Genomic DNA, 18,295 nt, shown 5'->3' with positions numbered 1-18,295 from the left:
ATTGCTTGATTAAATCTGCCTTGGGTCCTCTCATGTCCGCACTGTGTCCGCAGATGAGAGTAGAAGTTGCCCGAAAGTACCCCCACCAAACCCGACATGAGGAGCACGGCTCGTAGCCGGGTCACCAACGGCTCTTCGATACTGCCTGGCGTGGACGGGCGTTCAACTTGGGTTCGACGTCTCCGCGACGTCTGCGCCCTTCATATCGAGGACATGGGCGGTGATGATTCAATCACAGAGGCGCAGCGATCAATTGTCCGACGCATAGCCACTATGACCGTCGAGCTTGAGCGGATGGAAGCGAAATTCGCCATGGCCGGCGAAGCAGACCTAAAGGATCTTGATCTCTACCAGCGCACAGCGGGAAATCTGCGCCGGCTCCTCGAGGCGATCGGAATCGAGCGACGCAAGAAAGACGTCACAAACCTTGTGACCTACCTGAAGTCGAAGGCCGCGGCCTGATGCGTCCGCTCGTCTCGATGCGCAACGCGCTAGCCGATCCGCACATTTTCGGCAGCGTCATGCCCGGGGATAGCTGGATCGGGTGGCGGTCCCTGCTGATCGCCATCGTCGGCGAGAAGCTGACCGACGAGGAGCGTGCCGTCTTCACCATCCTCACGGGCCGCGATGCGGAGCCGCTGGAGATGGTCGAGGAGTTCTGGGCTGTCGTCGGCCGGCGTGGTGGCAAGACGCGCGCTGCGGCTGTCCTAGCGGTCTACTTCGGCGCCCTGGTCGACTACGACGACGTGCTGGCCGTTGGCGAGCGAGGGACCATCCCCCTGATGGCCGCGACGCAGAAGCAGGCGCAGGCCGCGTTCGGCTATATCGTCGGCATCATGCGGTCGGTGCCCCTACTGGCGGGCATGATCCAGAACGAGACGTCGGACACCCTCAGCCTCTCCAACCGCATCGACATCGAGATCAGGCCGGCCAACTACCGCAGCGCTCGTTCCGCGACATGCGTGGCGGCGATCGGCGACGAGGCGGCATTCTGGCGATCGGACGAGAGCGCCAATCCCGACACCGAGATCCTGAACGCCATCCGGCCGTCACTGGCGACCACCGGCGGGCCGCTGATCGTGATCTCGTCGCCCTATGCCCGGAAGGGCGAACTCTACACCACCTGGAAGCGCGACTTCGGCGCCGGCGGTGATCCTCTTGTCCTGGTGGCGCAGGCCGCGTCCCGGTTCCTGAACCCCAAGCTGTTACAGCGCGTCGTCGATCGAGCGATGGCCCGCGACCCGGCATCGGCAAAGGCGGAATATCTCGCTCAGTTCCGGCAGGACGTCGAGGCTTGCCTGACGATCGAGGCCGTCGAGGCGGTGACGCCGCCGGGCGTGTTCGAGAAGGGCCGGATCCAGGCCTATCGCTACTTCGGCTTCATCGATCCATCCGGCGGCTCGGCGGACTCGATGACGCTGGCAATCGCCCACAAGGAAGGCGACCGGGCCATCCTCGACGTGGTGCGCGAGGTGATCCCGCCTTTCAGCCCTGAGGCCGTCGTGAAGGACTTCGTCGCGGACCTTCAGCGGTACGGCATCAAGCAGATCACTGGCGATCGGTTCGCAGGCGAATGGGCAAGAGAGCCGTTCAAGAAGCTCGGCATCGAGTACCAGGCGAACGCCAAGGCTAAAAGCGACCTCTACCGCGACCTGATCCCGCGGGTGAATTCGCGGGAGGTCGAGCTGCTCGACATAGCCCGTCTGTCCTCTCAGCTGGTCAGCCTCGAGCGGCGCACCAGCCGCGGCGGCCGGGACAGCATCGATCATGCCCCCGGGGGCCACGACGACGTCGCGAATGCGGTGGCCGGCGTGCTGGTGCAGGTGTTCGACAAGAACTTCTACACAGCAAAGCCCGGCGTCTCCGTCACCGCGGCAATCGACCTATACGGGCTCAGACACCACAATCTCGCAGGCTCGAACACAATCGCAGTCGGCGGTGGATCAATGCACCGGCCGATACCGCCATCGGCGCCCCGAAATGTCCCCCTGCCGCCTCCGTCCGTCCCTCGCGTGCCACTGCCGCCGCTCCGGAGGCTACCGACGCTATGACCACGATCCATTCCGCTTTCACCCTCGATCAAAGGAACATTGATCTATGACCACCTCAGCTGAAAAGGCGCAGGCGCTGGCCGCCATCGCCGACTTGAAGACCCTAATGCCGCGCCTGAAGAGCGCCGTCACCGAGCTCGCCCGCGGCGGGACCCAGCACTACGGCGTCATCTTCATGGCGTCCGACACCTCGGGCAACCAGATCCCGCCGGCGGTGCTGTTCGCTCGCCTCGATGCCATCGTCTCCGGCGCCACCACGGCCGAGGCAATCGTCAGCGGGGTGACCGCAGCATGAGCGACGTCCAGGAAGCTAGCCATTCCGCGTTGGATCGTTTGATCAAAAGGGACATCGAGGAGCGCGCCGTCGAGCTGCGCGTCAACCTGGCCGGCTGGCCGGAGGACGTCCCGACGACCGAAAGCCACGTCTCCAGCCTCTACCGGGCGACGGAAGCCGCCGGCGTGGCCTTCAAATGCTTCACCGCCGTCCGCCAGCGCAACCGTGTCGATGCCAATCTGACGCCGCAAGGCGCGTTCGCGAAGACGGCCGAGTTCGCCGATGTTTCGATCCTCACCGATCTGCGGGACAAGCTGGCGGAAGTTCGACGGGACAAGACCGAGTTCGAAGAGAGGGTCCTGGCGCGGATGACCGATGCGGTAACGAAGCCGCCGGAGGAGCCACACGCTATCGCCCTGCAGAAGGAGATCCGCGACTATATCCGGTCCCTTCCGGAAAGCGGCCGCGTCCTCGAGGTGATGAAGCTCACCCGTGCCGGCGATCGGAACGCGCTCAAGGCCGTCCTGTCGGCGCCGGCCTTCCTGACGGGCATCAAGCCGGAGGATCTGATCGACTTGCGCGAGATCGTCGCCAAGGAGGCCGATCCGGAGCGCTACGCCAAGTTCAAGCACAAGATGGCGGCCTGCGACTACGCCGAGCGAGCCCTCGATGGCGTGATCCGGTTCGTGGAGCAGGAGACCCGGCTGCAGGCTCGGATGGCCCGGGACAAGGCGCTGGAGAAGCAGACCCGCTCCGGCCCGCCGACGCCGCGCATCGAGCCGCTTCCGCATACGCCCTCACAGGCCAGCTGAGGGAGCGCGGAACGATGTCGGCACTTCCGATGGGATCGACCACCCCGAACGACGACCTAGCGCTTCTGGAGGGCGGCTGATGATCTCGGCCAAAATCATTCGCAAGGGCGGGGCCTCTGCCATCGTGCGGCGGGTCCTGAAGTCCAGTAGCGGGCCGATGAAGGTCAAGGTCGGTTTCATCGCCGGCATGACCGATCCGGAAATCATCGCCCGGGCCACCTACAACGAGTTCGGCACAAGCCGCATTCCAGAGCGCCCCTTTATGCGGACCGCGCTGCGCGAGAACCGGCCCGGCTACAACGAGCTCCGCCGCGCCGACGCGCGCAAGATCCTCCGCGGCGAGATGCTGCTTAGCACCGCACTGCGCCGCATAGGCTGGAAAGCCCGCGACGACATTAAGGCGCAGATCGAAAGCAGCATGGCGCCGGCCAACGCGCCATCTACGGTGAAGCAGAAGGGTCATGCCCGGACGCTGATCGATGGTGGGAAGATGCACCGGGCTGTGACGTATCGGATTGAGGACGAGTGATGTCTGAGAAAGAAAGGATCGCTGCATGACCACCGTCGACGAGCTGATCTCCGTTTTCACCTACAAATACGAGGGCAAGGCAGACGCTGCGCAGTTCCAGCGGGATCTCGACACGACCGCGAAGAAGGCGCAGGCCGCCGCGGCCGCCGTCACAACGCATGTTGCCAACTTCGGCGACCAGATTACAAAGATCGCCTCGCGAGCTGTTCTCGGATTTGCAGCAATTGCCGGCGCTGGCGGGGCAGCTCTCGGCAAGGGCGTCATCGAAGCCTCGGCGCAGTGGGAGGGCTTCGAAGCCGCGTTGACGACGATCGAAGGCTCGTCGGAGAAGGCCAAGCAATAACTCGACTGGATCTCCGGCTTCGCCAAACGCACGCCCTACGATCTCGCCGGCGTGGTCGAGTCTTTCACGAAGCTCCGATCCTATGGCCTCGACGCCGCCGATGGCACGCTCGAGACACTCGGCAACGCCGCCTCGGCCATGAACAAGCCGCTGAACTCCGCCGTCGAGATGTTCGCTGATGCTGCCTCGTTCCAGTTCGAGCGGATGCGCGAGTTCGGCATCGTGGCCAGCCAGAAGGGCGAGGAGGTCACCTTCCAGTTTCAGAAGGACGGCAAGACGGTTCGGGAGACGGTCAAAAAGACCGGCTCGGCTGTCACCGGCTGGATCAAGAACAATCTCGAGGGTCGCTTCGCCGGCGCCATGATCCGGCAGTCCAAGACCTGGGGCGGCCTGATGAGCAACCTCGGCGACAGCTGGGAGGACTTCAAGCGGCGGATCGGCGCCGGCGGCTTCTTCGACACCGTGAAGGGCAAGCTCGGCGATCTCCTGGAGTACATCGCTACGCTGGATGCCAACGGCACGCTCGACCGCTGGTCGAAAAACCTCTCCTGGGCTTTCGAAGGTGTATCGAACGGCGTCGTCGAGATGGCCCGGCAGCTCAAGGGCAACATCGAGACGATCGGCCAGCTCTGGGAGCAAGGCGGCTGGAGCGAGAAGCTGAAACCGTTCGCCGCGGCCCTGGGCGTCCTTGCTGTCGCGCTCTTTCCGGTCACCAGCATGCTCGCGGCCGCCGCGCTCGCGGTCAATGACTGGCTGACGTACATGGCCGGCGGCGACAGCGTCATCGGTGGCTTCATCGACAGCGTCGCAAAGTTTTTGGGGGCAGAACCTGGCCAAGTGGCGACCGTGCTCGGCCAAATTGCACAAGCGGCCGGGTGGCTCGCGGCCGGAGCTGTCGGCATCAGCCTCTTTGCCTCCGCATTGCGGCAACTATCGGGGGCGCTAATCATCCTGAAGGGCGCTGGTGCTGTTGTTAAAATGCTCGGGGCGCTCGCCGGAATCAAATGGGGGGCGGCGGCCGCCGGCGCGACCGGAGCGGTGGCAGAGGGCGCAGCCGTAACGGCTGGCACCGCAGCCGGTGCGGGTGCTGTCGCGACAGCCGGTATAGTGGGAGCTGTGGCAACCGGAGCGCTACTCGCGTCGACTGTCCCAGCCGGTGCTGGGTCCGGCAAGAAAGACCCGCTGTCGCCGATCATGCCCGGAGACCGCGAGGCGGGGCTTCTCGGCTCCGGGGCGACAAAGGAAGAAACTGCGAGGACCTACACGCGACAGCCCATGCCTTCGAAGGCGGAAGCCGAGCGAGACTCCATGCTTTCCCTTCGCGAACAATTCGCCGGGTTCATGAACCGCTTCGGCAGTATCCGTCCAGACGTCTCCGGCGCCGACCTGGTTGCAGAGATCCAGAACGGATTCGCGAACTTCGCCAAGCTGCAGCCATCTGCCGCCGCAGCTTCGCTGAACGCCACGGTCACGACCAGCGACAACCGAGCCTACCCCGTCACAAACAACATCAGCGCGCCGGTAAGCGTCTCCGTGAGCCAGGCCGTCGATGCACCCGCAGCCGTGGGCAAAGCGATTGCTGCCCGCTTTGCTAACCTTGGAAAATCAGCCGTCCCAGAACGCGCCGCCGTCGTGGCGTCCGCATCCCACTAAGGAGAACCACCATGTCAGAACGAAATATCAACGGCCGCGTCTACAGCATCGGCGCGGTTCTTGCGACCAAATCGATATCCCTGCAGATGCGTCTCGCAAAGGTTTTCGGAGCCGGCGTCGATCAGCTCCCAACGATCCTTGCAGGAGCATCCGAGGGGTCCGGCGAGGCTCAGAAGGTTCGCGCTGCTCAAGCCCTGATGGCAGCAGCATCTTCCATCTTCGCCAAGGTGGAGCCAGAGGAAATCCAAGCCCTCATCGTCGAAGTTGTCGAGATGGCCGAGATCATGGACGGCAACCGATATCGCCGGATCATCTTCGATGTCGACTTCGACGCATCGTCACTCCTCGACGCCTATCAGGTCGCGGTCTTCGTCCTGGGGAGCATCTTCGGGGATTTTTTCGCCGCAGTAACGGGCGGTGGAGCCCGAAGGCCGGCGGCGGCGGCTTAAGCGCAGACGAGGTAGGCGTCATCGCTCCAAACCTGTCCGGGTGGCTGTGGAGGCCGGTCCTAGCGGATCCTCCAATCCACAGCCACCGCGATCTCAAGGAGTGGGTGACGCTTATGGACGTGGCTGATGCAAATGAAGCTCTCGACCTTCGCGCCGCTATGGAAGAGCGAGCACATCAGGAAAACGAGGCAGCGCGCGCATGACCTCGTGACCTACCGGAAGGCGACGTCTTCAGCGACAATTCCCATCCCGACAAAGACGCTGTCGATTACGCCTTTCACCACCGTGCGACACCCGCTGGAACATCGCTTCAGCAAAGCAAGACGCTGTTCCCGCGGCAGGTGTTCGATCTGCACGTAAACCGGGCTGAAATCCATCTGACCAGCACTGAGCATCGCAATTTCGCCCATAATCATGAGAGAGCCGGCAACCTCTACCTTTTCGCTCCCCATCGACTTCAGGTCGACACGAAAGTCATCAAGCTTGATCTGCCGGTAAGAGCCAGCGGCCTTTGAACCTGTCGCGGCTGCGACCTTGCCATCCGCCAAGTCGTCGTAGCATCCGAGCCGTTTCAGGCTGTCCGCTTCGGCTCGACAGGCGCTCATTTCCGCATCGGTTGCAGCGAATGCCGGCAGGCCACCAGCCAGACCGAGAATGGCGATTGCGCATAGAACTCGCATGGTAACCTCATCGCAGCGGATCGGCTCGGCGCCGGTGGAGCGCACTCTCGCAAAGGTTGCCATTCGCCACAAGACGGCGTCATCCCTTATGCCGTCCTTGAGGTTGCCCGTCTCCAAGGCCAGCTTTAGGACTGACGAACATGCCCATGTATGGGTCGGCGTCAAAATTGTGAGAGCAGTTAAGGGCGTTGCCGATCGTCTGGCCGAAATTGGCGACACGATCCTCTGCAAGTGGCAGGCGGAATTTGCCCGAAGCGGACGGCGCCGACCTCTACTATTTCTTCGGCTTCTTCGCCGGCGGGGTAGGCGCGGGTTTTTTCGGGGTGCTGGCCCTCTCTTCGTTTACCGGCTTACGGGTTACGGTACTGCCTGTGCTCTTCTTCCCGGTCTCTGTCGGTTTCGGCTGCAGATATGTCTCAAGGTTCGGATGCATGAATAAAGCTTCTCTGACAGGCCGGCTTAAAGTGGCGGATGCCAAAACCGTGCAGGAGATTATGCGCGAAGCGGAAGTGCATCTCAATGCTCAACTTACCGCGGCGATTGCAGCAGATCAGAGAGCGAACTCTGTCGCAGGCTTTCTTACTGCGCTGGCGGCAGTTTCAGTTGGCGCGGCTTACAGCCTGCTTGTCGGGCAGAACGCAAGCTGGGCTCTGGCCACCGTCTGCGCCGTGGTCGCCTTCCTGCTCTTGGTTTCCGCAGGCTTTGCAGTTCACTCTGCCCGTCCCATCCCGTTCGATTTTGCAGGCGGTCGACCGGGCACCTGGGCCGACGACTTAGATAATGGGAAAAGTCTTGAAGACGGCATTGCCGAGCAATGCGCGAACTACGATGAAAAGATAACCAACAATCGCAATCGAATGGAGCGCAACGGCTCTAATTTCGAGATCGCTCAACGTGCTGCGATGGCGGCAATGGTTGCGGGCGTGATCGGTTCACTTCTGTCGCTGCCTTCAGTGCTGGCAAAAACACAGATGGCCGGAATAGCCCCGCCAGTTGCTGCTGTTTCTTCATCCGCAACAATTCGGTAGATGGTCTATGCGAACGACAGTCGACGACGAATAGCGCCGCAGCCATGCTAATGGTCGTAGCAATGCTGTTATTTGACGGACAAGCTAGTTGGCGGATAGTTGCGAGCTGCGTTGCAATGACCGCTAGTTGGTAACGAGACGATGCCGCAGCATCCACCCATGGACAACTTGCCATTTGTCGCCAGAGGTACTGAACATAAAAAGGTCTGGCCGTTCTTGGGACAGCTGATTGAAATACAGCATCCCCCCATCCAACCCTGGGTAGGGGATCTCCGGCAGCCTTTTCCGTAGCTCTGCGATGATCAGGTATTCTGCCTCAGCCTTTTTCATGTTGACGTACTCAACCTTCAGTTCGCCAAGGGCCGCAGCTCTTCAGGGTGCTGGCGTGAGGACGTAGATTGAGATCGCCCTCACGACGGCGCCATTCGTCAATCACCGCTGAGAGGGGCAGAGGCCCTTGCGGTACCCTTCAGTGCAGTTCCTAGCTTTTTTTCCGACGACGGTCTGACCGATCGCAGCTTAGCTTTCCCACGTTCGATTGCGGTTTGCATCTCTGGGGAAATTTTCTTTGGGGTCAGGCCAGGAATGTTCAGACCTGGCTCGTCGTGAACGTAGTGTCGATTTTTGATATCATACACTGGTCTCTCCTCCGGTGCTGTTAGCCCTCATCTGATCCGCAACACGCGATGCGTATCTTGGGTTCAGACTAGGGTCAAAATAGTGTTTACGTTTCACCCACACGAACCCCTCCGACTGCGAAATAACCGCAACGTCGATTGGGGCCGCCACCGTTTCCATGCCTTGAGTCACGCGTCTCTTCAGGGATGTCACTTCAATGAGTGCCTCGGCCATACGGGCCAATTCCGGCTTTGGCATGAACTCAACCATTTCCTCGACGAGCGCTTGGGTTTTGCCAATGACAGCCTCAAACGCATCGCGTTTGAGGGACTCCAGAAACTGATCCTGCAGCGCTTGCCAGTTATCCTCGAAACCCGCTCGGTCATCGTCACCATCGAATTCGATCAGCTCGACAATTCCACGTTTGAACTCAGACAAATTTTGGTCGCAGTAACCAAAAATGTCATTCTGGATTTGCTGGTCAAACCCATAAATAAAGCGGTCGACCATGTCTCTCTGAGCAAACGGTATGACAGCGGACCTCCGGCCTTCCCGATCGATATCAACTGCCTCTTCCCTAATAAACTTTAATGCCCCTAATACCATACCTTCGATCTTGATAGAAACAAGAGTCGGAAAAAGTTCATCAGTACCAAAGCCGGCAACAATTATACCTGAGTGACTATCAGCAAACGACGAACCAACGATATAGGGATAAATAACGTTATTGATTGCGCGCTCGACAAATTCATCAGGGACAGTCAGTTCTAGCAATTCACCGGCCAGCAATTTCCGATAATGGTCGGTCAATACAGGCGGCTCAGTTAAACCAACAAACTCCGCAGTCTTTATCCGCCGCACTCTATTCTCAAAAACCGAAAGCTGATGCTCCCATATTTCTATCATTTTGAGTCTGATGTATTCACCAACATCAGTCGACTTCTCTACCCCTTCTAGATTCTTCTCTAGGTTATTGGACCACTGATCCTTCACTCGCTCGCTGATTGCTTCTGCAAAAAAACGAGTAATGCTAACTACATAGTCATCCTTAATCGCCTCTGGCGCTTTTTCGCCTTCCGCGTTCAAGAAATTTAAAAAATTATCCGCAGCTATTTCGATTCTGGCAAAGGTTTTACCCTCAGATCGAAATTTACGTATGAGGGAAGAAATCGGAATTCCAACAAAGTCCATCGCGTTGTTGATCATCACGCCTATTGGGCACCGGTCACTCAATTCAAACAGCTTATCGCCACTGTCGAACATCTTGTGACTTCTGCTACCGGATGAAACCGTAACAGCGCTATCCGTTGCAAGCGCTACAGCAGACTTATTCAAAATGGCAATCTCTGCGGTCATGCTGATCCCATATCTGCGACTTGGCGCCGGAAGAGACCTTGCACGCCGTCAACCGATTCTCACAGCCGAATGCAAGTGCGGAGATAGAAAATTAACAATTACCAAGCCGACGATTGTCCTGCCGAGACAGCAATTTTGCCGATTTCAAGCGCAATCCTGGGCTTCTGCATCAGCCGTCGTGTCGCAGCCATGTCGCACGGATTTGCCGGGGTCCAGCCGTAGCTATTCAGTTCCGCCAACTCTGGCCGAGCTCGTCATCGAACCAGCGCTCGACCTCACTCAAAGCGCCCATCACCGAACGGAAGTCGAGGTAGCCTTCGCAACTGTTCGCCTTCAGCCAAGTCTGAAAATCGGAGAAGCTCGGCATCTCGTCCGCACTAAGCCCAGACTCTTTGCGCCAGCGATGGGCTAGATGTCGGATCGCCGCCTCGGCCTCGTGCTTTTTCAGTGCCGCTCTTCCTCAACCGCACCCGGGTCCCTCGCCGTTCTCGGCTATGAAGATGACGCCCGCGGCTTCGAGGGTAGGCCCATCTAGTCGTTCACGCTGTGGCGTTGATCATCGACCTGGGCATCATCATTGTCGCTATCCTGCGATTGGCGCTTTGGAGATGATGTTGGAAGTGTCTCGCCGGTCTTGAGGCGAATGCCGGCCCCGCCAGACTGCGACGCGGCATTCTCCGGAATGAACATGACGCCAGCCGATTCCATCGCCACCATCATTTTATCTACGCTGCTGACACGAGCATCTTGACCGGCCTCGAACCTGTTGACGGTATTGCCGCCAACACCCGCTTTCGCGGCGAGTTCCTGAGTGCTCCATCCGAGTGCGGCCCGGCCCATTCGACACTGAATTGCTTTCATCTGGTGACTTTATCACCAAATAAGGTTGACATCAAACCGGCTATAATCATATCGTTAATGGTGAGTTTATCACCATTGGAGTCACCGTGATGAAGAACGACCCCAACCGGGCCACCGCCGAAGGTATGCTTGTCGACCCCGCAAGTCATTATCGCAACGCCTTTGAAGAGATCGCAACGCCAATCAGTCGGGCTTATCAGCTGTCGATGGCGCTCATGCTTCTGGCGGACGACATGCAGCATTGCGAAGGGTGGACGCCAGCGTCATACGCGCCGAAGGCCATTGGCTTTCTCATTGACGAGCTATTCGAAGCTCTTCGGGAACTGGACGCTCGGCACACGCTGCTCCACAACGTTGCCTCAAATCATTGGAGGCAGGCATGATCCCGCCGATCCCCCTGATTATTCGCGCTGGCGTGTCTCTCGTCCTGATGATCTTGGCCAACCGCTGCTCGGCGGCAGCGGCATGGGTGACGCCGGAGGCCCGGCCTAAGCGATTCCATTGCAGCGAAGCGTGCTCGAAATGCGGACACAGTGCGGACATAAGATCTTCAGCCGACCGATAGCTTTCCACCGCGATTGACTAACCATCTGATGATATTGATCTTCTTGATGGTGCGGACGACGGGACTTGAACCCGTAATCCCGAGGGCGACAGATTTTAAGTCTGCTGCGTATACCAATTCCGCCACGTCCGCACGGCTCCCCTCGTAAGCGAGGCGCGACCGATTGCAAAGTCGCGCGGCCGCAAAAGCCGCATCGCCGGCGCGAAAGCTCAGCCGGCGGTGCGGTTCGCCTGTGCCCGCCGGGCCGAGCGGATGAGGTCGTGATGGTCCTCCGCCCAGGCGACGAGGCCGCGCAGCGGCACCAGCAGCGACTGGCCGAGCGGCGTCAGCGCGTAGTCGACGCGCGGCGGAATCACCGGAAACATCGTCCGCGTCACCAGGCCGTCCTGCTCGAGCCGCTTCAGGGTGCGGGTCAGCATGTGCTGCGAGACGTCGCCGATCCCGCGCTTCAACTCGTTAAAGCGCCGCGTTCCATCGGCGAGCGACAGCAGCACCAGGACGCTCCACTGGTCGCCGATCCGGTCGAGCACGCCGCGGATCGGGCAAGGCTCGCCCTCCGATGGGTCGATGGCAGGGGCAGGGGTCATGTCGTCTCCTCGGCGGCCCGTTCGCCGGATCGGCGGCCGTTCCATTCTCAGGGTGGGCCGGCCGGTCACACCGCGATGACCGAGCACCACGGCTGTGCCTTCTTGCGCCGCCCGTCGGCAGACGGCAGATAGCACGGACTGAACCGAGGATGAAATTTCATCCTGGATGAAATCCTGAACCGGCCCTGGCCGGACAGCAGCAGAGGAAACTCCCATGAAGATCGCCCTGATCGGCGCCAGCGGCAATGCCGGCGCGCGCATCCTGCAGGAACTCTCCGACCGCAGCCATCAGGTCACCGCCATCGCCCGCAACCCTTCGAAGATCGCGGCGCTGAAGGGCGTCACGGCGGTTGCCGGCGACGCCAACGACGGACCCGCGCTCGCCCAACTGATCGCAGGGCATGACGCCGTGGTGAGTTCCGTCCACTTCCTCGTCACCGATCCCGATATTCTCATCTCGGCGGTGAAGCAGTCGGGCGTGCCGCGCTACCTTGTCGTCGGCGGCGCCGGCAGTCTCGAGGTGGCGCCGGGGCAGCGGCTGGTCGACCAGCCGGGCTTTCCGGATGCCTACAAGGCGGAGGCGACGAAGGGCGCGGCGTTCCTCGACGCGCTGAGGGTCGAGCCGGACCTCGACTGGATCTACCTCTCGCCCGCGGCGATGTTCGTGCCGGGCGAGCGGACCGGGGCTTTCCGGCTCGGCACGGACACTCTCCTCTCCACCGCGGAGGGCAGCAGCATCTCCTTCGAGGACTATGCCATCGCCCTCGTCGACGAGATCGAGACGCCGCAGCACTCACGCCAGCGCTTCACCGTCGGCTACTAGGTCCAGCGCGGGGGGCAAGGATCTCCCCTCGCGACAACGACGAAGATTTCGTCAGTGCGCTCCGCAGCGCGCTGCCGTGCTACCGGTAATCGCCATGAAAAAAGGGTCCGGCTTCCCGGACCCTTCGCATTCAAAGCGGCTGTCGCCTAACGCCGGCTCAGTAGCGGCGGTAGTTGTTCGACTTGCGGTAGATGTTGCGGGAAGCCCGGTCCTGCATGCGCTCAACCTGGCGACGCTCGCGGCGGGAGACGTAGCCATCCCGGCCGGCGCGCGCCTTGGTCCGGTCGATCCGGCGCTGCTGGCGCACGAGCTTGCGGGTCTCGGCCGGCGTCAGCTCACCCCGGGCGATACTCCGGCCGATGCGGTGCTCCTGGCGGTGCTCGCGGTATTCGCTGCGCGCGCTCTGGGCCAGCGTCGGAACGGCGGAGGCGAGAACCAGGGCGACGGTGGCGAGAATGATCTTCTTCATAGTCTGTTTCCTTCCGGTGTCGTGCTCTTCGACAACTGAGTAGAGCCGACCAACCGTGAACCGCAGCCAAAGGATCCCTTCATCCTGCGTTCAGAAAGGATGGCAAGTGTTTGAGCCGCAACGCCGCGAGCTTGAGCGGCCGGGTCAGTCCGCTCGCCCGGTCTGCGCCCAAAGGACGCAGGCTTGCCCACCGCGGCGGGAAAGCCGACATTGGCGCTTCCTCTGAATCTCCTGGAAAGCCTTTGATGCCGATTGCCCTCAGCCCGTTCGAGACCGCCGCACCCGCTCTCGTCGACGTCGCCATGGGCCGCGCCCCCGCCGATCTCGTCGTGCGAAACGGCATCTGGGTGAACGTCCATTCCGGCGAGTGCCTGCCGGCGACGGACATCGCGGTGAAGGACGGGCGCTTCGCCTATTGCGGGCCCGACGCCGGCCACGCCATCGGTCCTGATACCGTGGTGGTCGACGCGGCCGGCCGCTATCTCGTGCCCGGCCTTTGCGACGCGCACATGCATGTCGAGAGCGGCATGATCACCGTCACCGAGTTCTGCCGCGCGGTCATCCCGCACGGCACGACGTCGATGTTCATCGACCCGCACGAGATTGCCAACGTCCTCGGCCTTGCCGGCGTCAAGCTGATGCACGACGAGGCGCTGGTGCAGCCGGTCAACGTCTGGACGCAGATGCCATCCTGCGTGCCCTCGGCGCCGGGGCTGGAGGAAGGCGGCGCGGAGCTGGGTGCCGCCGAGATCGCCGAGGCGATGGCCTGGCCGGGCATCATAGGCCTCGGCGAGGTCATGAATTTTCCGGGCGTCGCCGCCAACGACCCGGTGATGACCGGCGCCATCGCCGCGACGCGCCGGGCGGGCAAGACCGTCGGCGGCCATTTTGCCTCGCCCGACCTCGGTCGCGCCTTCCACGGCTACGTCGCAGGCGGAGCCGAAGACGACCACGAAGGCACCCGCATGGAGGATGCCGCCGCCCGCGTGCGCCAGGGCATGAAGGCGATGCTGCGGCTCGGCTCAGCCTGGTACGACGTCGCGACGCAGGTTCGCGCGGTCACCGAGATGGGCCTCGACCCCCGCCACTTCATCCTCTGCACCGACGACTGCCATTCCGGCACGCTGATCCATGACGGCCACATGGACCGCGTCGTCCGCCACGCCATCCAGCAGGGCCTGAAGCCCGTCACAGCCATCCAGATGGCGACGTTGAACACCGCCGAGCATTTCGGCCTCGCCCGCGAGATCGGCTCCATCGCCCCCGGCCGCCGCGCCGACTTCCTCCTCGTCTCAGACCTCGCTGCGCTCTCGATCGACGCGGTTTATGCGCGCGGTGTGCATGTGGCGGAGGCGGGCCGGCTGCTGATCGACCTGCCGGCCTATCCCTATCCCGCCTCGGCCAAGTCGACGGTGAAGCTCGGCAAGCGACTCGAGGCTGCCGATTTCGCGGTCACCGCGCCGGAGGGTGCCAATGCCGCGACCGTCCGCGTCATCGGCGTCGTCGAGAACCAGGCACCGACGAAGGCGCTGACCGCGACGCTGCCGATTTCGAACGGTCTGGTCGAGGCCGACGAGCGCCAGGGCGTCGCCCACATCGCACTCGTCGAACGCCACCGGGCGAGCGGCGCGGTGACCAACGCCTTCGTCTCCGGCTTCGGCTACACCGGCGCGTGCGCGCTCGCCTCGACGGTGGCGCACGACAGCCACCACATGATCGTCGTCGGCACCGACCGGACCCAGATGGCACTCGCCGCCAACCGCCTCGGCGACGTCGGCGGCGGCGTGACATTCTTCGCGGATGGCGAGGAGAAGGCGATGGTCGAGATGCCGATCGCCGGCCTGATGTCGAACGAGCGCGCCGAGATCGTCGCCGACAAGGCCGACCGCCTGCTCCAGGCCATGCGCGACGCCGGCTGCACCCTCAACAACGCGTACATGCAGCATTCCCTCTTGGCGCTGGTGGTGATCCCGTCCTTGCGCATCTCCGACAAGGGCCTCGTCGACGTCGACACGTTCGAGATCGTCGATCTCTTCGTGTGATCGTCAGGCGCCGGGCTCCCCGTCCCAGTAGTCCTCGACCTCTCCCTCCGGTCGCCCAAGATGGCGAAAGCGACTTCCGCCCAGGAGCCGCGCCGTCGATAGGAACTTTCCTGAATCGGGATATTCGCAGACGTCGGCAACGGCTTGATTTGACAGCCCGATATACCGCAACGGTAGAGTGCCGGTGTTGATGATCTGGTGCGCTGTTTCTTTCCCACCGGCCGGCGCCCCGAGCACATCGCCGGCCTGGATTGGCCGCTCTTCTTCGCCGAAGCGATACGTACCTTCACCCTCGAGAATGATGAAGAGCTCTTCCTCGCAAAAGTGGTTGTGGAAGGGGCAGCCACTCTTGCCTGGCGGCACGACGTTCATGCGAATGCCGAGCTTTGTCAGGCCAAGCCGCTGGCCAAAGGACAGATTGGACGCCTCGTAGCGTTCGCCGCGCGTCCAGTGTTCCAGCGGTAGGTCGGCAAGAGTTATGGCGGGTATCATGGGTTTCTCCAGACAATTTCGTTTGCCGGTTTCGTCCGCTACTAGACCGGCAATTGGCACTGACGGCCACCTTTACAATTCCGCCGACTTGGCCGATGGCTAGCCGCAACGGCAACGCGTGCGGGGAAAGGGGCATAGATGGCATTCACGACATCGATTTGCGGAGCCATGCCCCTGATTATCGGCGCCGGCGCACGTTAGGCGACCGACCGCTCCGGCACGTGAAACTGCCGCGGCAGTCCTGACCCCTCGGTGCGACCGGTGCACGGCGCGTCACGTCCGCTGACCGCCTCTTCCGCGCGACGGGCATTTTGCCCGGCGGCCCTTTCCGGGAGCGAGCCTCCCCAGATCAAGATATCCTTATGTCCGACACTGATTTCCAGTCCCGCGTCGCCGCGGCCGAGCAGGCGATCCGCCAGCTGTTTCCGGCGACCCCGCTACAGCTGAACGAGCATCTCTCGGCGAAATACGGCGCGCGCATCTTCCTGAAGCGCGAGGACCTGACGCCGGTCCGCTCCTACAAGATCCGCGGCGCCTTCAACTTCATGCGTAAGCACATCGCGTCGGGCTCGACCGCGACCGCCTTCTGCTGCGCGTCCGCCGGCAACCACGCGCAGGGCTTCGCCTTCGCTTGCCGGTTCTTCGGCCTCAAGGGCCGCATCTTCATGCCGGTGACGACGCCGCAGCAGAAGATCCAGAAGACCAGGATCTTCGGCGGCGATGCGATCGAGATCGAGCTGGTCGGCGACTATTTCGACGATTGCTATGCGGCCGCGAAGGCTTATTCGGCCTCCTCCGGCGCCGCCCTCGTGCCGCCGTTCGACCATGAGGACATCATCGAGGGACAGGCGAGCGTCGCGCGCGAGTTCGTCGCGCAACTGGGCGAGGAGACCGCCGACATGGTGATCCTCCCGGTCGGCGGCGGCGGCCTCGCCTCCGGCGTCACCCGGTACCTCGCAGGTTCCGCCGGGCCGCATCCGGATATCCGCTACGTCGAGCCAAAGGGCGCGCCGAGCCTTCACACCAGCCTCAGCCGCGGCGAGTTGGTCAAGCTGCCGCAGCTCGACGGCTTCGTCGACGGCGCCGCGGTCGCCGAGATCGGCCGCATCCCGTTCGAGACGCTGCGCCATGCAAGGCCGGATCAGGTGGTGCTGTCGCCCGAGGGCCGGCTCTGCCAGACCATGCTGGAGATGCTGAACATCGAGGGCATTGTCATGGAGCCCGCCGGCGCGCTGGCGATCGATGCGCTGAACGTGCTGCGCGAGGAGGTCCGGGGCAAGACCGTGGTGCTCGTCGTTTCCGGCTCGAACTTCGACTTCGAGCGGCTGCCGGACGTCAAGGAGCGGGCGCTGCGCTTCGAGGGGCTGAAGAAGTACTTCATCCTCCGGCTCGCTCAGCGCCCCGGCGCGCTGCGCGACTTCCTGGCGCTGCTGGGACCGGAGGACGACATCGCTCGCTTCGAATACCTGAAGAAGTCGGCGCGCGACTTTGGCTCGATCCTGCTGGGCATCGAGACCAAGAACGCCGCGAATTTCGAGCACATCTTCGAGCGCTTCCAGGCGAACGGCATCCGCTACGAGGACATCACCGACAACCAGGTGATCGCCGACCTTCTGATCTAACGAATGTCGCAGGGCCATGTCCGCGGCCGTGAACGGTCGCGGGCTGAACCTTCCTTACTTCGGGAGTTTGCCGATCCACTCTGCGATCCGGGTGGCCAGCTCGTCGGTCGTGCCGGGTGACATAATGCGCCCCGCCAGCACGTGGTTGGCGGGATCGCCGGTCACCGGCACCTGCAGCACCTGATGCGGCCCGCCCCATCTTGCCGCGACGCTTTCGGTCGCCAAGGGATCGACCACCTGGTCCGCCGGCGAATAGAGGAAGAACGCCGGAATCGTCAGCTGGCTGACATCGACGCCGCGGGTCGCCCGCAGCAGCGCCCCCAGGGGCAGGAGCGCGGTCGAGGGGTAACGGGTCGTCCAATGCGCGGCCTGCGCCTCGTTCAGCGGCGTAAAGCTGCGCTCCTCGCCGATCAGCCACGGCCCGAAATCGCGCGCGAAAGGCCAGTCGAGCAGAAACGCGTAGCGGTCGAGCAGCGCGTAGTTCGGCGACAGCATGACGAGGCCGGCAACGCCATCCATCAGCCCCGGCCGGCTCGCGCCGAGCGTCGAGAGCGTCCCGCCGGTCGAACTGGCGACGACGACGACCCGCTCGCCGATCGTCCGCCCAATGGCGATGGCTTCGGCGAGATCGTTCATCCACTCGTTGACGCTGGTGCGGGCCAGCGCGACGCCATCGCGGCCGTGGCCGGAGAGCCGGGTGTAGAAGAGGTTCGCGCCGAGCTTTTGGGCTACCTCGTCGGCCAGCGGCCGCATTTCTTCCTTCGCGGCGGAAAAGCCGTGGATGTAGACGATGGCGAGCGGCGTCTTGGCGCGCGAGGCGGGATAGGCCCAGACGATCTCCTTGGCATCGGCCGCCCGAAGGTTCGGCACATCCGCCTCGGTCCGCGCGAGATAGGCGTCGGGATCGGTCCCGATGGTGGCGGGGTCGAAGGTCACCGAAAGGTCCGCCGGCTCGCGCGGGCCAAGAACCCAGGCGGCGGCGCCGGTGAGGACGATGAGGAAAATAAGGATGAGGCTGAGGCGAAGGATCACGTTTGGTCC

The 18,295-nt window shown here is 62.5% G+C and carries 21 protein-coding genes and 1 tRNA gene; 13 read left to right on the top strand and 9 right to left on the bottom strand.

Annotated features, from left to right (window positions below; all coding sequences use genetic code 11):
• Positions 1–66 precede the first annotated feature (66 nt).
• The 8 genes from ACZL02_RS07990 (at position 67) to ACZL02_RS07955 (ending at position 6,111) form a co-directional block, all read left to right on the top strand.
• A complete protein-coding gene (locus ACZL02_RS07990) occupies positions 67–462 on the top strand; it encodes a hypothetical protein (RefSeq protein WP_496258420.1) in 396 nt (131 codons plus the stop codon).
• Complete coding sequence (locus tag ACZL02_RS07985; RefSeq protein WP_472938058.1) at positions 462–2,051, top strand: hypothetical protein; 1,590 nt, start codon at positions 462–464, stop codon at positions 2,049–2,051. Before ACZL02_RS07990 ends, ACZL02_RS07985 begins: the two co-directional genes overlap by 1 nt.
• Before the next feature lie 46 nt (positions 2,052–2,097).
• Positions 2,098–2,346 carry a hypothetical protein gene (locus ACZL02_RS07980; RefSeq protein WP_472938057.1) on the top strand — a complete coding sequence of 83 codons (249 nt, stop codon included), beginning with the start codon at positions 2,098–2,100 and terminating at the stop codon, positions 2,344–2,346.
• Positions 2,343–3,137 (top strand): hypothetical protein, encoded by a 795-nt coding sequence (locus ACZL02_RS07975; protein WP_472938056.1) that lies wholly within the window; start codon positions 2,343–2,345, stop codon positions 3,135–3,137. Before ACZL02_RS07980 ends, ACZL02_RS07975 begins: the two co-directional genes overlap by 4 nt.
• Positions 3,138–3,216: 79 nt before the next feature.
• A complete protein-coding gene (locus ACZL02_RS07970) occupies positions 3,217–3,666 on the top strand; it encodes an HK97-gp10 family putative phage morphogenesis protein (RefSeq protein ID WP_472938055.1) in 450 nt (149 codons plus the stop codon).
• Between the two features lie 25 nt (positions 3,667–3,691).
• On the top strand, positions 3,692–4,009 hold the full coding sequence (locus ACZL02_RS07965) for a hypothetical protein (protein WP_472938054.1): 318 nt from the start codon (positions 3,692–3,694) through the stop codon (positions 4,007–4,009).
• Positions 4,010–4,018: 9 nt separating this feature from the next.
• Positions 4,019–5,662 (top strand): tape measure protein, encoded by a 1,644-nt coding sequence (locus ACZL02_RS07960; RefSeq protein WP_472938154.1) that lies wholly within the window; start codon positions 4,019–4,021, stop codon positions 5,660–5,662.
• Positions 5,663–5,673: 11 nt separating this feature from the next.
• On the top strand, positions 5,674–6,111 hold the full coding sequence (locus tag ACZL02_RS07955; RefSeq protein WP_472938053.1) for a phage tail assembly chaperone: 438 nt from the start codon (positions 5,674–5,676) through the stop codon (positions 6,109–6,111).
• Between the two features lie 212 nt (positions 6,112–6,323).
• Here ACZL02_RS07955 and ACZL02_RS07950 read toward each other — a convergent pair whose 3' ends face one another.
• A complete protein-coding gene (locus ACZL02_RS07950; RefSeq protein WP_472938052.1) occupies positions 6,324–6,908 on the bottom strand; it encodes a hypothetical protein in 585 nt (194 codons plus the stop codon).
• Positions 6,909–6,979: 71 nt separating this feature from the next.
• Between ACZL02_RS07950 and ACZL02_RS07945 the strand changes: the two genes are divergently transcribed.
• Entirely contained in the window at positions 6,980–7,819 is an 840-nt protein-coding gene (locus ACZL02_RS07945; RefSeq protein ID WP_472938051.1) for a hypothetical protein, read from the top strand.
• Positions 7,820–8,449: 630 nt separating this feature from the next.
• Here the strand turns inward: ACZL02_RS07945 and ACZL02_RS07940 are convergent.
• The 3 genes from ACZL02_RS07940 to ACZL02_RS07930 form a co-directional block, all read right to left on the bottom strand.
• Positions 8,450–9,793, bottom strand: coding sequence for a hypothetical protein (locus ACZL02_RS07940; RefSeq protein WP_472938050.1), 1,344 nt, complete (start codon positions 9,791–9,793; stop codon positions 8,450–8,452).
• A 226-nt stretch (positions 9,794–10,019) separates the two neighbouring features.
• Positions 10,020–10,160, bottom strand: a complete 141-nt coding sequence (locus ACZL02_RS07935) for a hypothetical protein (RefSeq protein WP_472938049.1) — start codon at positions 10,158–10,160, stop codon at positions 10,020–10,022.
• 164 nt (positions 10,161–10,324) lie between these two features.
• Positions 10,325–10,654, bottom strand: coding sequence for a helix-turn-helix domain-containing protein (locus ACZL02_RS07930; RefSeq protein WP_472938048.1), 330 nt, complete (start codon positions 10,652–10,654; stop codon positions 10,325–10,327).
• An 89-nt stretch (positions 10,655–10,743) separates the two neighbouring features.
• Here ACZL02_RS07930 and ACZL02_RS07925 point away from each other — a divergent pair, with 89 nt between their 5' ends.
• Positions 10,744–11,037 (top strand): hypothetical protein, encoded by a 294-nt coding sequence (locus ACZL02_RS07925; RefSeq protein ID WP_472938047.1) that lies wholly within the window; start codon positions 10,744–10,746, stop codon positions 11,035–11,037.
• 229 nt (positions 11,038–11,266) lie between these two features.
• Here the strand turns inward: ACZL02_RS07925 and ACZL02_RS07920 are convergent.
• Positions 11,267–11,351: transfer RNA gene (locus ACZL02_RS07920), tRNA-Leu, on the bottom strand.
• 77 nt (positions 11,352–11,428) lie between these two features.
• Positions 11,429–11,806, bottom strand: a complete 378-nt coding sequence (locus ACZL02_RS07915) for a winged helix-turn-helix transcriptional regulator (RefSeq protein ID WP_472938046.1) — start codon at positions 11,804–11,806, stop codon at positions 11,429–11,431.
• A gap of 214 nt (positions 11,807–12,020) precedes the next feature.
• Between ACZL02_RS07915 and ACZL02_RS07910 the strand changes: the two genes are divergently transcribed.
• Positions 12,021–12,629 carry an NAD(P)-dependent oxidoreductase gene (locus tag ACZL02_RS07910; protein ID WP_472938045.1) on the top strand — a complete coding sequence of 203 codons (609 nt, stop codon included), beginning with the start codon at positions 12,021–12,023 and terminating at the stop codon, positions 12,627–12,629.
• A gap of 157 nt (positions 12,630–12,786) precedes the next feature.
• Here ACZL02_RS07910 and ACZL02_RS07905 read toward each other — a convergent pair whose 3' ends face one another.
• Complete coding sequence (locus ACZL02_RS07905) at positions 12,787–13,098, bottom strand: hypothetical protein (RefSeq protein ID WP_472938044.1); 312 nt, start codon at positions 13,096–13,098, stop codon at positions 12,787–12,789.
• Between the two features lie 245 nt (positions 13,099–13,343).
• Between ACZL02_RS07905 and ade the strand changes: the two genes are divergently transcribed.
• Positions 13,344–15,140: an adenine deaminase gene (ade, locus tag ACZL02_RS07900; RefSeq protein WP_472938043.1), complete on the top strand. Its 1,797-nt coding sequence runs from the start codon at positions 13,344–13,346 to the stop codon at positions 15,138–15,140.
• 3 nt (positions 15,141–15,143) lie between these two features.
• Here the strand turns inward: ade and ACZL02_RS07895 are convergent, their stop codons facing one another.
• Entirely contained in the window at positions 15,144–15,632 is a 489-nt protein-coding gene (locus tag ACZL02_RS07895; RefSeq protein WP_472938042.1) for a cupin domain-containing protein, read from the bottom strand.
• Between the two features lie 362 nt (positions 15,633–15,994).
• On the opposite strand from ACZL02_RS07895, the gene ilvA reads away from it, so the two are divergent.
• Positions 15,995–17,254 (top strand): threonine ammonia-lyase IlvA, encoded by a 1,260-nt coding sequence (gene ilvA, locus ACZL02_RS07890; protein WP_472938041.1) that lies wholly within the window; start codon positions 15,995–15,997, stop codon positions 17,252–17,254.
• Positions 17,255–17,308: 54 nt separating this feature from the next.
• Here ilvA and ACZL02_RS07885 read toward each other — a convergent pair whose 3' ends face one another.
• Complete coding sequence (locus tag ACZL02_RS07885) at positions 17,309–18,286, bottom strand: alpha/beta hydrolase (protein WP_472938040.1); 978 nt, start codon at positions 18,284–18,286, stop codon at positions 17,309–17,311.
• Positions 18,287–18,295 lie beyond the last annotated feature (9 nt).

It is taken from the genome of Mesocryomonas fontinalis (genome assembly GCF_055730125.2).
The sequence above is the reverse complement of the archived record's forward strand: the minus strand, read 5'-3'. Positions and strand labels throughout refer to the sequence as shown.

Excerpts from the sequence above, each read along its gene's own strand:
- ACZL02_RS07915 (WP_472938046.1), bottom strand. The coding sequence starts at position 11,806 with ATGACCCCTGCCCCTGCCATCGACCCATCGGAGGGCGAGCCTTGCCCG.
- ilvA (WP_472938041.1), top strand. The coding sequence starts at position 15,995 with ATGTCCGACACTGATTTCCAGTCCCGCGTCGCCGCGGCCGAGCAGGCG.
- ACZL02_RS07905 (WP_472938044.1), bottom strand. The coding sequence starts at position 13,098 with ATGAAGAAGATCATTCTCGCCACCGTCGCCCTGGTTCTCGCCTCCGCC.
- ACZL02_RS07965 (WP_472938054.1), top strand. The coding sequence starts at position 3,692 with ATGACCACCGTCGACGAGCTGATCTCCGTTTTCACCTACAAATACGAG.
- ACZL02_RS07935 (WP_472938049.1), bottom strand. The coding sequence starts at position 10,160 with ATGCCGAGCTTCTCCGATTTTCAGACTTGGCTGAAGGCGAACAGTTGC.
- ACZL02_RS07925 (WP_472938047.1), top strand. The coding sequence starts at position 10,744 with ATGAAGAACGACCCCAACCGGGCCACCGCCGAAGGTATGCTTGTCGAC.
- ade (WP_472938043.1), top strand. The coding sequence starts at position 13,344 with ATGCCGATTGCCCTCAGCCCGTTCGAGACCGCCGCACCCGCTCTCGTC.
- ACZL02_RS07955 (WP_472938053.1), top strand. The coding sequence starts at position 5,674 with ATGTCAGAACGAAATATCAACGGCCGCGTCTACAGCATCGGCGCGGTT.
- ACZL02_RS07975 (WP_472938056.1), top strand. The coding sequence starts at position 2,343 with ATGAGCGACGTCCAGGAAGCTAGCCATTCCGCGTTGGATCGTTTGATC.
- ACZL02_RS07970 (WP_472938055.1), top strand. The coding sequence starts at position 3,217 with ATGATCTCGGCCAAAATCATTCGCAAGGGCGGGGCCTCTGCCATCGTG.
- ACZL02_RS07910 (WP_472938045.1), top strand. The coding sequence starts at position 12,021 with ATGAAGATCGCCCTGATCGGCGCCAGCGGCAATGCCGGCGCGCGCATC.
- ACZL02_RS07930 (WP_472938048.1), bottom strand. The coding sequence starts at position 10,654 with ATGAAAGCAATTCAGTGTCGAATGGGCCGGGCCGCACTCGGATGGAGC.
- ACZL02_RS07940 (WP_472938050.1), bottom strand. The coding sequence starts at position 9,793 with ATGACCGCAGAGATTGCCATTTTGAATAAGTCTGCTGTAGCGCTTGCA.
- ACZL02_RS07980 (WP_472938057.1), top strand. The coding sequence starts at position 2,098 with ATGACCACCTCAGCTGAAAAGGCGCAGGCGCTGGCCGCCATCGCCGAC.
- ACZL02_RS07985 (WP_472938058.1), top strand. The coding sequence starts at position 462 with ATGCGTCCGCTCGTCTCGATGCGCAACGCGCTAGCCGATCCGCACATT.
- ACZL02_RS07895 (WP_472938042.1), bottom strand. The coding sequence starts at position 15,632 with ATGATACCCGCCATAACTCTTGCCGACCTACCGCTGGAACACTGGACG.